The organism is Shewanella inventionis (assembly GCF_019931735.1).
GTDB classification, from domain to species: domain Bacteria; phylum Pseudomonadota; class Gammaproteobacteria; order Enterobacterales; family Shewanellaceae; genus Shewanella; species Shewanella inventionis.
Window position 1 is genome coordinate 1,361,678 of record NZ_CP082926.1, and the last position, 14,743, is coordinate 1,376,420.

Genomic DNA, 14,743 nt, shown 5'->3' on the forward strand with positions numbered 1-14,743 from the left:
CGACTGTAATTCAAAAGGAATCATCATAGATGAAAAAATCTATTCTGTTAATCATTTCAGCAAGTATGTGCTCATCATTTTCTTGGGCAGAAGTCTATGAGGACCACTCGAATCCAAATTTGCAACTTTGTAAAGACTTTAAGGCTTATCTAGAGCGTAATGTGGATAAACCATTGCAATGTGGTCTTGTAGCAGATGAGCAATTTAAAGGCTTTCGCCTGCCTAAGTTACAGCCTGCACCAGAGGGGCTAGGTCTGCGTATTAATGTGCAAGCAAGAATGGTCATGAGTGATAGTTATCAAAAGCATTTAGATGAAGCAATAAGGCTAGAAAAAGGAAAGCGCTACCGAATAACGCGTTTAGATTTTAATAATGATGGTAATACAGAATCTGTGTTAGTTGAAGATTATCCGGATGAATGCTTACAAGCGCCACGTTACTACGCAGCTTATTCTTCATATGTTTATGATGAAAAGCATTTAAATATTGATTCTAGCTTTATTTCAACTCACAAGTCCTATGCTAACCAATCTGGTGAGCCGTTTTTTTATGATGGTAGAGTCTACGGCGCAGTGATAAGTAAATCTCTTGTAGAAATTTACGAGCCAAGAGGTTTTCGAGAGAATAAATTAGTCAGTACAAGAGCAATTTGTTCATACAAAAAAATGGAAAACTAACAGTAGTTGTTTTTAAAAATTTATAAGGATATAAAAATGCCAACGAATTCAGCACAGACACTATATGAAAATCAGCGTTATGAGTTGATTAAGCAGTTAGAAGAAGGTGGTCATGAAAACCCCGAGGTTTATTTGGATGGTGCAGGTATACCGACCATGGGAGTAGGCTTTAACCTTCAAGTTTTGAAAAATGTAATTGAAATATTATCAAATGGATTCGGAATAAGTGACAGAAAACTGGCCGAGGATTTACAAGCTGAAGCTTTGGTTATTAAATCTGAATACGATGCTGCAATCCACGCTTATAAGGTTGCCAATCCTAAACCTAGTACAATGACTGATACCGAATGGAGCCGTAGAGCAGCCACTTCAGCATTGGCCAGTTTGAACGCCAGCAATTCCAATCATATGTCTCCTCAAGAGCGCTTGGATGCAATTTTCCAAGCAGCAGGTAATACAGGACAATTTATAATTCAGCCGTCAGCTACTGAAACCGCGGCACAGAAAATACGTAATATTTTTGATGTTCTCATCGAAGATTATGAAATAACATTAAGTAACCGTATAGGCGCAAGCACATTAGTAAATGATAGAGAAATAATATAGACACCCATAATTATTGCAGTATATATCTTAATCATTTGCGGTAAAGGAAGTGCAGGATTCGTTGTGTTAGCCTGTTGCGATAAGCGTTATCTTTACAACAACCATTTTACCCTAATACTACACATAAAAAGGCCTGCTTATTTTAAGCAGGCCTTTTGGGTTTAGTTTTCGCTGTTAGCGATGTTCACTTCAAAAACATCGCTTAAGCTAGTCACTATTTGGGTTAATCAATTTTTACACAAGCAGTTATAAAATCAGACTATAGAAGCTGTCTTAGAACTGGTTCATTGTGTTGTCTTTACCAGACGCTTTAAGCGCGTGGTCACCAGAGAAGTACTCTTTGTGTGTATCACCTATATCTGAACCAGCCATGTTTTGATGTTTAACACAGGCGATTCCTTCACGGATTTCCTTACGTTGAACATTGGCAACATAACCCAACATACCTTGGTCACCGAAGTATTCTTTAGCCAAGTTGTCGGTAGACAATGCTGCTGTATGGTAAGTCGGTAGTGTAATAAGGTGATGGAAAATACCTGCTTCACGTGACGAGTCAGCTTGGAAGGTACGAATTTTTTCATCAGCTTGGATAGCAAGCTCAGTGCTATCGTAGTCAACACTCATTAATTGAGCGCGGTCGTAAGCTGAAACGTCTTGTCCTGCTTCTTTCATTGCATCAAATACTTGCTGACGGAAGTTAAGCGTCCAGTTAAACGATGGCGAGTTGTTATATACAAGCTTGGCGTTAGGAATAACTTTACGGATTTCGTTAACCATGCCACCAATTTGCGATACATGAGGCTTTTCAGTTTCAATCCACAATAAATCAGCGCCATTTTGTAGTGAAGTAATACAATCAAGTACACAACGTTCTTCACCCGTACCAGCACGGAACTTAAATAAGCCATTTGGTAGACGAGCCGGTTTTACCAGTTTGCCACCTTGCTTAAATACCACATCACCGTTTTCAAGGTTTGCAGCATCAACGGCTTCAACTTCAAGGAAGCTATTGTATAAATCGCCTAAATCGCCTGGTTCTTTAGTGACAGCAATTTTTTGCGTTAAGCCTGCACCTAATGAGTCGGTACGCGCAACAATGACGCCGTCATCGATACCGAGTTCTAAAAATGCATAACGAACTGCGTTAATTTTTGCTAAAAACTCAACATGTGGAACGGTGACTTTACCGTCTTGGTGGCCACACTGTTTTACGTCTGACACCTGGTTTTCTAATTGAATACAACAAGCACCGGCTTCAATCATTTGTTTTGCCATTAAATAAGTGGCTTCTTCGTTACCAAAACCGGCATCAATGTCGGCAATAATAGGTACAACATGGGTTTCGAAGTTTTCAATTTTTTGTTGAATCGCAGCTTTATCTGACTCTTTGGCATTATCTAATTCGCGGAAAAGGCCACCTAGTTCACGGGCATCAGCTTGACGCAAGAAGGTGTACAGCTCTTTAATCAATGCAGCAACAGAGGTTTTTTCATGCATAGATTGGTCAGGTAATGGACCAAACTCACTGCGCAGTGCCGCGACCATCCAACCTGAAAGGTATAAGTAACGACGCTTGGTGGTTAAAAGATGTTTTTTAATCGAGATCATTTTTTGTTGGGCGATAAAACCATGCCAGCAACCTAAAGACTGAGTGTACTGCGATGAGTCCTTGTCGTAGTTGTCCATGTCTTCACGCATGATCTTAGCAGTGTACTTTGCGATGTCTAACCCAGTTTTAAAGCGATTTTGTAGACGCATACGAGCGACTGACTCTGGGTTGATGGCATTCCATGCACTACCTTCAGAATTAATCAAGGTAGCAGCTTCATCGATATTACTTTTGTAGTGAGTCATGTATTTATTCCTTAAAAAATGGATTAGCGGCGATTGATTACGTTGAAAATAATAGTCAGATTTGGTTAAATAAACCTAATTTATGCTTACTATCTTCAGTATTCACCATATGAATGTATCTCGTATCGACTTGAACCTCCTTGTTTATTTAGATGTTTTACTGCGTGAAAGAAATGTGACTAAAGCTGCAGACCAACTTGGGATCAGCCAGCCTGCAATGAGTAACGGCCTAAAACGCTTACGAAACTTGTTTGACGATCCTTTACTTATTCGCACTAGTCAGGGGATGACGCCGACCGAACGTGCAAATGAATTACAACCCATTATTAGTGAGCTGATTATTGGGCTGGAAAAAGCCGTGCAACCGCGTGCCCATTTTGATCCACTCGAAAGCGATAAAGTCTTCCGTGTTATGGCAAGTGATTATGCTGAAGCGACGTTAATTCCGCCGCTTATTGCCAAGCTTCGTACTCAAGCCCCCAACATTATTTTAGATATCATGACCCCAAGTGATGTCAGTTTCCCTGATGTAGAACAAGGAAGAGTCGATATGGTGATCAACCGTTTTGACAGTATTCCGCAATCATTTCATCAAAAAGTATTGTGGAGTGATGACTTTAGTTGCTTGATTAGTAAAGGTAATCCTGTTTTAAAGAAGTTTACGTTAGACAGTTATTTAAAAGCTAAGCATGTGTGGGTGAGTAAAACGGGTATGGGTGTTGGGGTAGGGATGAACCCAGATGATGTTCAGCGCTTGGGTTGGGTTGACGAAGCATTAACGCGAATGGGTGTTAAGCGCCAGATCACCGTTTTTACCCGCCATTATCAAGCAGCCTGTTTGTTGGCTGAGCAACAAGATTTGATCGCAACCATACCAAGTAAGATGGCACGTCATCATATCAATAATGAACGGGTGAGCATTGTTCCGCCGCCTTTTATTATTCATCCCATTGCCTTGACTATGGCTTGGAGCCCTCTGCTTCAACATAATCCGGCACATCAATGGATGCGGCAACTTATCACTAAAACCGCAGAAGAGATAAATAGAGGTGATGCTTAATCTTACTGTAATTGTGATTTTTAGTTACGTATATGTTGTAAATTAACCAAAAAACACCATTTAGCCATATTCTTGGTGAATAGTGATGATAATAAGCATAAATTGGATAAATGAGATAACTTTGATATAGAGTAAAGAATTACCGCGTATGAAGAGTAAGCTGTTAACAGTGGAATGAGTTTGCGCTTGTGATTTATAGCTAATGATTTAAGGCTAAGTTTACGGTCAACGCACAGAAAATAAGGTAGGGATATTACATGACAGCACGTATTCAAGTAGGTGGATTACACATAGCACAAGAGTTGTGGCAATTGGTTGATAGTGAAATTTGCCCAGGTACTGGCATTGATTCAGCAACCTTCTGGGCAAAATTTGAGGGCATTGTTAATGAATTTTCTCCCGTTAATGCGAAGCTGTTAGAAAAAAGACAACAACTACAACAGCAAATAGATCAATGGCATATTGACCATCCCAGCAAAGATTTTGACCCAGCAAAATATAAAGCTTTTTTATTTGAAATAGGTTACCTGGTGCCTGAGGGTGAGGCTTTTCAAATTAGCACTGAAAATGTCGACCATGAAATTGCCGCGCAAGCGGGGCCACAATTGGTGGTGCCGGTAAAAAATGCTCGCTTTGCGCTTAACGCTGCTAATGCTCGTTGGGGCAGCTTGTATGATGCACTGTATGGCACTGACGCGATATCTGAAGAAGATGGCGCGGAGCAAACTAAACAGTACAACCCAGTACGCGGTAATAAAGTTATCGCATTTGCCAAACAACACCTAGATACCGCTGCGCCCTTAGCAAAAGGTAGCCATGCTGATGTGACTCGTTATTACATCGACGCGGGTGTGTTGCGGATGCAATTAACTGACGGCTCGACTACAACTTTAGCCCAAACCGATAAGTGTGTGGGTTACCAAGGTAGTGCCGATGCACCAAGTGCTATTTTGTTAGTTAACAATGGTCTGCATATCGAAATCCAAATAGATCCAAGCAGTGTTATTGGTGGCAGCGATCGCGCTGGTGTTAAAGACCTGCTGGTTGAAGCCGCAGTGACCACCATTATGGACTGTGAGGATTCTGTCGCTGCAGTGGATGCTGAAGACAAGGTTGAAGTTTATCGCAATTGGTTAGGTTTGATGCAAGGTAACTTATCTGCCTCGTTGACTAAAAATGGCAAAGAGATTGTAAGAGAGCTCAACGATGATCGCGTCTATACCGCTGCTAATGCTAACCAGAGTGCAGATATAGAAACAGTGACGTTACCCGGTAGAAGTTTGCTATTTGTGCGTAATGTGGGCCACTTGATGACCATTGATGCTGTGTTGGATAAAAATGGCAACCAAGTGCCTGAAGGAATACTAGATGGCATGCTCACTGTGCTTGCTGCGATGCACGACCTTAAAGGTAACAATAATGGCCGTAGTAATAGCCGCAAAGGTTCGGTGAATATTGTAAAACCCAAAATGCATGGCCCTGAAGAAGTGCAATTTACCTGTGACCTGTTTGCTAAGATAGAAGATGCGCTCAAGCTGGCGCGTAATACTATTAAAGTCGGCATTATGGATGAAGAGCGCAGAACGACACTGAATTTAAAAGAGTGCATTAGGGCTGCCAAAGATCGCGTCGTGTTTATTAATACAGGCTTTCTTGATCGTACAGGAGATGAGCTGCATACCTCCATGCTAGCGGGCCCGTTTGTGCCTAAATCGGTAATGAAGCAGCAAAAATGGATTAGTGCTTACGAAGATTGGAATGTCGATATTGGGCTTGAATGTGGCTTACAAGGTCGTGCTCAAATCGGTAAAGGCATGTGGCCAATGCCAGATGAAATGGCAGCGATGCTTGAACAAAAATCGGCTCACCCTAAAGCGGGCGCAAACACAGCGTGGGTGCCGTCGCCAAATGGTGCCGTGCTGCATTCTATTCATTATCATCAAATTAATGTGGCAGATGTTCAGCAACAAATTAAACAACGCCCACGTGCTAGCATTGACAGTTTGTTAACCATTCCTTTACTTGCTGAAGGGGTAACACTCACCAATGAGCAAATTGCTTTTGAACTCGAAAATAATGCCCAGGGTATTTTAGGGTATGTAGTGCGCTGGATTGATCAAGGCGTGGGGTGTTCAAAAGTGCCTGATATTAATAATGTCGGCTTGATGGAAGACAGAGCAACCTTGAGAATTTCATCGCAATATTTAACTAATTGGCTTGAGCATGGCATTTGCAGTGAAGCACAAGTAATGGCGGCGTTGAAAAAAATGGCTGCGGTGGTCGATACTCAAAATGCAGGTGATCCGCTGTACACTAATATGGCGCCTAATTTTGACGGCATCGCCTTTAAAGCGGCATGCGACTTGATTTTTAAAGGCAAATCCCAGCCTTCTGGTTACACAGAACCTTTGCTACATGCTTATCGAATTCAAGCTAAAGCAGGTTAGTCTTTAGCGTTAACACTTGCTCTGAGTTTATGTAGGCTAAATAAATAAGCTCTGATCTGGCAAAGATTAGGGCTTTTTTGTGGTCATGTCTCAGTGGTATTAGAGTAAAGCTAGCCTGCGATGTACCGACCAGGTTGTTGGGCAAGATTGTCGGGCCCGTGTAACTCAGGCTCTTGATGCAGAGCTTTTAAGCGTGGGTCTGATTTATGATTGCGTTCTATATCTGTTTAAGCCAATCTGTCTCAAATCGATCAATAGAGAGCCTTATGAAATATTCGTTACTTGCTTTGGGATTACTGTTTAGTAGCCAGTCGCTGTTCGCTATGGACGTTAACTATACTGCGACGCCTATCAAGATTGATGGTGTTGTTGACCCTGCATGGCAGCAAGCTAAGTGGCAGACTATGCCGTATTTAATGGATGGAGTATTGCCTGATTCTGCGAGTGATTTTAGCGGTAAATATAGGTTACTGTGGGATGAGCATTATTTGTATCTACAAGCTGAAATTACCGACGATGTATTGATTGACACCCATGCCGACCCAACGGTGAATTATTGGGATGATGACACCTTAGAGGTGTTTATTGATAGTGATGCCTCAGGCGGCAATCATCAGTTTAACCACAGTGCATTTGCGTACCATATTGGCTTAGACAATCAGGCGGCAGATTACGGCCCAGACAAACAAGCTCACCTGTATACCTCGCATGTAAATAGTCGGTGGCAGCGAAGTAGTGAGGCGCCTTTTAATGTGATTTGGGAGGTAGCGATTAAGCTGTATCCTAATGACTTTAAAGAAGGCCAGGAAGACAAGCCTTTATTGCTCACGCCAAATAAAATCATCGGTTTTATGCTCGCCTATTGCGACAACGATGGCAGCCCAGTAAGAGAGCATTTTATGGGGTCTCATGAGATAACCCCAGTTAACGGAGACAAAAACAGAGGCTTTATCGACGCCAATGTGTTTGGCCGTATTACCCTTAAACGCTAGTTTCGTTTTGTTTCTAAGACCATGGTTTCTGGTATTTATTTGTAGTTTGGCTAATCTTTAATCATCAATAGGCATAGGAGTAATACCATGAAAGTGAGCGATATCATGACCCCCAATCCTTTTTGTATTAGTCATGAGGCTAGCCTTAAAGATGCGCATTTGTTGATGCAAACCCGCAATGTGCGCCATTTGCCGGTGATTTCAGAAACTAGCGGAGAGTTAATGGGGATGCTCACCCACAAAAAGATGATTGCGACTGTGCTTACCATGCTCAACAAATATGGCCAAGGGGCGTTAGAACGACGCGAGCGTTATACGCCCATTGCACAGGTGATGGATACCCAAGTGCAAAAGCTTGGTTTAGATGAGCCGTTAACCATTGTTGTACAATATTTTATAGATAATAAGCTGGGTTGCTTACCTGTGGTCGATGAACACAATAAGGTATTAGGGATTGTAACATCGTCTGATTTTGTCAAACTGTGCCAGCGTTTGCTATTACAACCATAAACGCTTGCTAGCTTTAACTTGATGATGTTTATTGGATAAAAAATGGGTTGCCGAATATGGCAACCCATTTTGTGTCGTGGAGCGAGGGTAATTTTCTTGGGGGAATTACTCTGGGGCCACACAGCTAAAGCTTTCTGCGAGTTCTATGTCTCCTGAACCATTGTATGTGGCTATTTGTGGGAATGGACACAATGGGCGAGAGCGGTCTTTAGTCCAATTGTCTGGCAGCTCAGTATTGGCTTCGCGCGCATTGGCGGTGATGGCTTCAGGTGCGGTGCCTGTTTCTACCCAAGCCACGATGTCATCTAAAATCGTATTGACTTGATCGGTTGCTGGGCCATTACCGCAGTGATTCATGCCTGGAATAAGGTATAGCTTGGCAAATTCATCAGCATTACCCGCATTAGCTTCATCAACAGCTTTGTACCAGTCAATGGTATTTTGCACAGAGAATACTGGGTCGGCAGTACCATGCACTAAGATCATTTTGGCGCCACGTTCACGTAATACGTCATAGTCCGTTTCACCACCTAAGGCCATAAATGACATTGATGATTCAGGGAACTCACTGGTCGTTGCATTGATTGCGGCTTGGGCTTCATCTAAGTTCAAGTTCACAGCGTAGTTGTAGGCTTCAATTAACCCAGCATCGCCACGGGTGTTGTAGTCGGTAAATTCAACGGGAGGTGTTGAAAACACTGTTGCTACTGTGCCTGCATCGCGGCTAAAGGCGGCTGACATTTCCCAACTTGCCCAACCACTGGCACCTATGCCCAAATCGTAAGGGAAGCTTGTATAAAGTGCTGCGCCAGCTGAGGTTTGTGGTCCTGCCATAATATTACCTAGCGTTTGTTTTTGCTCGGCAGTTAAACAGGTTCCATCACGCTCAGCGGTACAAAGTGGCACGTCACTGTCAATATCAAATGCAAGCTGACAGCCAACAAGGTCGTTAATCATCCCGTCTGCTGCGCCATCTAAAGCGTCACATTGCTCGCTGACACTATTAGCTAATAATGTATATTCTTGCGCGGTGACAGTGCTGACTATGGCGGCATTAATTTCATTGGCAGTTGTTAAAGGTGTATTAGCAGGAATTAAGTTTGCAAATTGCTGTACACCATATAATTGTGCAACAGCGGCTTGAGGCAAGTCATTGCCTGGGTTGCCAACTAAATAGCCGTCGTACATCTCAGGAAAGCGTGTTGCAGCAACCATAGTGTGGCGGCCACCGTTAGAGCAACCAGCAAAGTAAGAACGGTCGGGTTGTTTGCCATAAGCGTCGTTGATCAAAGCTTTTGCCATTGGGGTGAGTTTTTCAACCGCACCGTAGCCATAATTAATGCGTGCTTGATGATCGAGCCCGAAATATTGCTCGCCGTACCCTTCGTGACCAGCATCGGAGCTTATTACGGCAAAGCCTTTATTCAGTGCGCTTGCATTATAATCAACCGTATTCATGAAGCGGCCAACGGCCTTGTTTACTCGGCCGTCTAAGCCGCCATTAGCTTGGTAGAGAAAGCGTCCATTCCAATCGGTTGGCATGCGCATTTCAAAACCGATGGCATACTCTTGAGTTTCACTGCCTTGTAGTCCTTTGCCTAAACGCTGTTCCATTTTTCCGGTTAGTACACAGTGGGCGGGTGATTTAAACATCTCACCACGATCATCGTAGTTAATCTCACCAGCATCGACCATCAACGCTGAGGTGATTTCAGTGTCGTCAAAGTTAAAAGCATCAACTAGCGATGTGCAGTTTATTAATGTGGCAGGTTGGGCGGCGGTTAAAATGGGTAGGCTTGTGTCTTTTTCGTCACTATCACAGCCTGTTAGCGCAAGCGTCATGGCAATAGAGGCGGCTATTGTATTAAGTTTCACGGGAAATCCTTTTTGCGAATTGAGAGTCAATCAAAAAGTAAAAGGGCCGGGAGCGGTGGCCCTTTACTTAATGAAAGCTGCGTAAGCTTTTGTTACGAAGATTAAATTGCGAACTTGTAGTAAACGTAGAAACGCGTATCGGTTAAGTCGTCACCTGTTGAGTAGTTCACAATGGCATGACGTGCGCGTACGCTTAAACCGTCAACATATTTGGCTAGATCGTACACCACTGAAAAGTCGGTTTCGTCGATGTCTTGGCTCGAGTCGCCATCAATTTCATAGTTTGCCCAGTTAACATAAGTGCTAACGCCACTTAATGCAGAATCTGGTGCAAATTGATAAGCAAGCTGTAAGCCGTAGCCATCTTCGTTAGCGCGTGCTGATTGAACCACTTGTTGGATGATGACTTTTTCATCGCCAAATGGCGCAACTACGTCGCCGTCACCTGTGGTGACATATTTTACTGTGGCATCAAATCCGTTCCATCTCATGCCAAGGTGGAATCCAGCCTGGTAGGTGTCAAATTGCGCAGCACTTTGGTCGAGTTCGCCTGTTGAGTCTTGTTTAAGATAAGACGGTATAAAGTACCAATTAGCCGCGCCCATTTCGCCACTGACATCGAGTTTTACATGGTACTGGTTATATACGTCTTCCATGGTGTAGTACCACAGACTTGTTTTGGCTTTTACTGAATCAATTGGCAGGTTGTAGTCTAAGCCTAGGGCATAAATTGGGTTATCTTCAACATCGACAATAACACCTTTACGAGCAAACTCACTGCGGATCCCGCTTGATACATTATTAAACTCTTCGTCTGTCCAGCCCATGTAATCGGTAATGTACAGTGCTGATATTGCGACGTTTTCTATCGAGGTATTTTTAATACTAGCACCACGATAGGTGAACGGAATTGCGCGTAATGGGAATGGGTTCATCATTGGGGTACGTAACTCTTGTGCACCTACCACGATTTGTGTGTCGTACCAATTGCCGCTGACAAAGTACTCTTGTAAACGGTTAACAGCGGTACGCTCGACAACTGAGCCAGGTGCCCCACCACCCACAAGACCGTAAAGGCCATCGTTGTTTGACTCCCATATTGGGTTTGCTGACGCAAATGATCCGCCAAAACTGATGCCATTGGCTTCACCTGAACGCAGGTAGAATAAACCACCGAAAGAGGTGTCTTGTCTATCTGTGCTATCACCATCAAAGTTACGTTGAAAATCAAAAAGTTGGAATTGACCTTTTAAGCTGCCATCATTAAATATGTTTGCCATAGGCTCAGAGGCAAAAGCTGGGCTGGCGGCTAGACATGCTACGACTAGCGGCAGTAATTTAGTTTTAATATTCATCATTCTCATCCTGTTTCGTATTTACTTGTTATGGTCTAAATATCGGCAAGCGTGAACTATTTACGGAACGACAAAGTCAAAACGAAGATGACAACTACCGCAGTAGTTTTCAGACTTCTTGTGTACGTTGTGGCATTTCGCACAGTCGGTTTCGGTGCCAAAGTGGCGGTTTTCATGTGGGTTTGTTGGTTTTACATCTTTGGTTTTTTTAGCCAACTTTTCGGTGTTATGACATTTGATGCATTTGGTCATAGTGACCGCTTCGCGATGTTCGGCGTTACCATGGCAGCTGGCACATTTGAGCCCTTTAGCTGCATGGGTTTGGTCGAGTAATGCGGGTGTTTCAGCCATTGTACTGCTTGCAAAAAAGCTCAATGCAAGACAAAGCATGATGTTGCGCAGTGTTAATTTTTTCATAATGTTATTCCATCATTCTGTTTAAAAGGTGCCAAAGGTTTGGCAGCCATTTATTTGTTTTTTGGTTTTATAATTTAGCGACGTACTTACCTGCTAAGTAGCCAAATGTGTAGCAACGTCCTAATGACAAACCGAATACGGTGAGTGGGTAGTCGACACCGCCATAGAAGCCACCGCCAAGGTTACCGATAACAAATAAACCGCCAATTTTGTTGCCGTCTGCATCCAGTGCTTGATGGTTTTTGTCCACGAGCATGCCTGAACACAAGGTTGAGATGCGCATGCGGCGATGAATGCCGTAAAAAGGTGCTTTTACCACTGGCAGCATTTTTGCTGAAGGCTTACCAAAATCATCATCTTTGCCGGTTTTGCACAGATCGTTGTAGCGCTTCACATTGGCAACGAAGGTTTTAGGGTCGCATTCAAGTTTGACTGCGAGCTCTTCTAAGGTATTGGCTGAGTAGGTATTAATTTGAGACTCGTAAACGCCAATTTTTGGTGATGGATCTTCTGGCATGTAGATTTTCATCTGCTCAGGCGAGTAGAGTTTGCCTGGCCAGTTGGCTGCTTGTTCCATGTAGTTCGCGTCGAAGACTTGCGAGTAGTGACCGGCATTTTCTTCATCACGTAGGTAGTTGTTCATCAGTGACATAGCAACGGTTTCATTGACGAAGCGCTCACCTTTGCGGTTGACGGCAAGGAACGGCATATCACACATTGACGCAGGGCCTGCATCAAAGTCATGGAGCATTTTGGTGTGGCCAATTGGTTCGATAACGCCGCCTGCCCAATATGCCATTGAGAAACCGTCACCGGTACGATCCATTTGTTTACGTTCAAAGTTTTTCAAATCAGGGATGAAGAAGTTACACATTGCTTCGTTGTTTTGGTAATCACCTGAAGACAAAATCACGCCTTTTTTGGCCATGTATTTGTGGTATTTACCGTCACGGTCTTGGGCGATAACCCCAATCACTTTGCCTGAGTCATCTTGAACAAGTTGCTGAGCTGGCATGTTGAAGAAGAATTTAACCCCAGCTTTTTCTGCCACTTTAGCTAAAGCACGCATGCCGTCACCTGTGGTGTAAGGCTTAGGTCCACAATATGAGGTAACAAAGTTAAGTTTATGTTCGGTAACTCCATGAATGCCATGTTGCACTTTAGTGCCTTGGTCAACGATTTGTGCGCCACCTTTTTTAGCGCGGTCGATCACCCATGACACGGCTTCACCAGAGTTGTATGCCCATTCTCTCACGAGTTCAGGGTGACAGCGGTGGGCACTGTCGCCCATTAAGCGGTTTACCATGGCTTCTACTGCGGCTTTGTCACTGTTGGCTAAATCGATGCCAGATCCTGTATTACCTTGCGAAACCACAATGGCTTGCTTTTGTAATACCGCTACTTTGGCGCCGTTTTCAGCAGCAGATAACGCAGCGGGTACACCAGATGCACCTGCACCAACAACAACGACATCAAATGTTTGAGTTGAAACAATATCTCTGTCAGAAATTGGTTTCGGTTTTGGCATGAATTCGAGCGTTGCACCACCATCTGAGCTCTTGGCCGTTTTAACGCAATCATCTGTTGAGGCTGTGGCCATGCTGCCAGTAAGACCTGTAAAAGCGACGGCGCCAGTACCCATAGCGGCACGAGTTAAAAAACTGCGTCGTGAAATCCCATTTTGCAGGACATTGCGGGTATATTGGTCGATTTCATTCGACTTGTTTGAATCATTTTTACTCATTTTAAAACTCCTTTACCCCTCACGGCTCGAGGCAGATCCGTCATCAAGACTTTGATATAGAACCCGGTCATAACCGCTTAGAACGACTGTTTTCTACTGACTTAAGTAGGTTTGTTCAAAAAGTAGATAAAGCATTTGTTATTAGTCATGACTAATTTTTACTCTCCACCTCCGATATGTTAAATGTATGACATATAACATTTCACAATAAGAGTTAGTTGTTAAATTTTTGCTGCTATACGCAAAATTAATTATTTTGTGACTTGCTGCTTAATTAAGCAGTTTGTGAAACAGTAGGGCTCCTAGCAGGAGTTGGTGATGGAGTAAAGATGGTTGCGAAGTTATTTAATCTATTGTTTTTTAAAGGGGGGTTATATTTACCGCTTTAGGTTTAACAGTAGTACTCTTTGGTGATAGCGCTGTGTTACAATCGGATGATAATGCAGTGTAAGGACGTAATTTGAATAACTTCAAACCAATCAAACAGATAAAGGCATCTGATGAAGTTTTTAATCAGCTTAGAGAAGCTATTTTCTCAGGGCGTTTTTCTGCGGGTGATAAACTGCCTTCAGAGCGTGAGTTGATCGAGACATTTGCCGTGAGTCGCACCGTTGTTAGAGAAGCGATAAAATCATTAGAGGCACGCGGGCTTGTGGTGATTAAACAAGGGGCTACTGGCGGTGCTTTTGTAAAAGAAATGACATTTGAACGGTTGAGCTCTGATTGTAATGATTTGTTTTTTTTAGGAAAAATGTCATTCAATGAAATCTGCCAAGCGCGTTTACATATTGAACCCATTGTTGCTGGTCTTGCGGCAAAACACTGTACTCCTGAGCATGCTAAATTATTGCTCGAGGCGAATGATAATGAGAGTTTAACGCTGCAATATCCTCAAACCATTAAATTAAGAAGCCAGGTTCATTATCTGTTAGCTGATATGTGTAATAACCGCTTTTTAACGGCTATTGATAAATCACTGATTCAGTTGGTGGGCTCTATTACCAGTAAGTTTCAACCCGACACAGATAAAATTCACCCAGCGGGAATGCATAACTCAATTATCGATGCCGTTATCGCTGGTGATGAAAAGGCGGCTGAAAAAGCGATGAGAGAGCATTTGCTCACATTTTTAACTTTGCTTGAAAATATTGAAGCTGAATTTAGAGAAAACCAATAAGTATAACTGCTTAGTGGTAATGTTAATTG

Annotated in this window: 12 protein-coding genes; 7 read left to right on the top strand and 5 right to left on the bottom strand. The window is 43.0% G+C overall.

Features of this window, described 5'->3' with window-relative positions; all coding sequences use genetic code 11:
• Window positions 1–29 precede the first annotated feature (29 nt).
• Window positions 30–677, top strand: a complete 648-nt coding sequence (locus K8B83_RS06270) for a hypothetical protein (RefSeq protein WP_188740836.1) — start codon at window positions 30–32, stop codon at window positions 675–677.
• A 36-nt stretch (window positions 678–713) separates the two neighbouring features.
• Window positions 714–1,283, top strand: a complete 570-nt coding sequence (locus tag K8B83_RS06275) for a hypothetical protein (protein ID WP_188740837.1) — start codon at window positions 714–716, stop codon at window positions 1,281–1,283.
• A gap of 273 nt (window positions 1,284–1,556) precedes the next feature.
• Here K8B83_RS06275 and K8B83_RS06280 read toward each other — a convergent pair whose 3' ends face one another.
• Window positions 1,557–3,137: an isocitrate lyase gene (locus K8B83_RS06280; protein WP_188740838.1), complete on the bottom strand. Its 1,581-nt coding sequence runs from the start codon at window positions 3,135–3,137 to the stop codon at window positions 1,557–1,559.
• 109 nt (window positions 3,138–3,246) lie between these two features.
• Between K8B83_RS06280 and K8B83_RS06285 the strand changes: the two genes are divergently transcribed.
• From K8B83_RS06285 to K8B83_RS06300, 4 genes are all read left to right on the top strand, one after another.
• On the top strand, window positions 3,247–4,197 hold the full coding sequence (locus K8B83_RS06285; protein WP_188740839.1) for a LysR family transcriptional regulator: 951 nt from the start codon (window positions 3,247–3,249) through the stop codon (window positions 4,195–4,197).
• 257 nt (window positions 4,198–4,454) lie between these two features.
• The gene (locus tag K8B83_RS06290; RefSeq protein ID WP_188740840.1) at window positions 4,455–6,644 is read left to right on the top strand and encodes a malate synthase G; all 2,190 of its coding nucleotides are present in this window, start codon (window positions 4,455–4,457) and stop codon (window positions 6,642–6,644) included.
• Window positions 6,645–6,910: 266 nt separating this feature from the next.
• Window positions 6,911–7,636, top strand: coding sequence for a CBM9 family sugar-binding protein (locus K8B83_RS06295; RefSeq protein ID WP_188740841.1), 726 nt, complete (start codon window positions 6,911–6,913; stop codon window positions 7,634–7,636).
• Between the two features lie 87 nt (window positions 7,637–7,723).
• Window positions 7,724–8,146, top strand: a complete 423-nt coding sequence (locus tag K8B83_RS06300) for a CBS domain-containing protein (RefSeq protein ID WP_188740842.1) — start codon at window positions 7,724–7,726, stop codon at window positions 8,144–8,146.
• 105 nt (window positions 8,147–8,251) lie between these two features.
• Here the strand turns inward: K8B83_RS06300 and K8B83_RS06305 are convergent, their stop codons facing one another.
• From K8B83_RS06305 to K8B83_RS06320, 4 genes are all read right to left on the bottom strand, one after another.
• A complete protein-coding gene (locus K8B83_RS06305; RefSeq protein ID WP_223419303.1) occupies window positions 8,252–10,021 on the bottom strand; it encodes a tannase/feruloyl esterase family alpha/beta hydrolase in 1,770 nt (589 codons plus the stop codon).
• 101 nt (window positions 10,022–10,122) lie between these two features.
• Window positions 10,123–11,379, bottom strand: a complete 1,257-nt coding sequence (locus K8B83_RS06310) for an OprD family outer membrane porin (RefSeq protein ID WP_223419305.1) — start codon at window positions 11,377–11,379, stop codon at window positions 10,123–10,125.
• Between the two features lie 57 nt (window positions 11,380–11,436).
• Window positions 11,437–11,793 (bottom strand): cytochrome c3 family protein, encoded by a 357-nt coding sequence (locus tag K8B83_RS06315; protein ID WP_188740843.1) that lies wholly within the window; start codon window positions 11,791–11,793, stop codon window positions 11,437–11,439.
• A 67-nt stretch (window positions 11,794–11,860) separates the two neighbouring features.
• Window positions 11,861–13,537: an FAD-binding protein gene (locus tag K8B83_RS06320; RefSeq protein WP_188740844.1), complete on the bottom strand. Its 1,677-nt coding sequence runs from the start codon at window positions 13,535–13,537 to the stop codon at window positions 11,861–11,863.
• A 460-nt stretch (window positions 13,538–13,997) separates the two neighbouring features.
• Between K8B83_RS06320 and K8B83_RS06325 the strand changes: the two genes are divergently transcribed.
• The gene (locus K8B83_RS06325) at window positions 13,998–14,714 is read left to right on the top strand and encodes a FadR/GntR family transcriptional regulator (protein ID WP_188740845.1); all 717 of its coding nucleotides are present in this window, start codon (window positions 13,998–14,000) and stop codon (window positions 14,712–14,714) included.
• The last annotated feature ends 29 nt before the right edge of the window (window positions 14,715–14,743 follow it).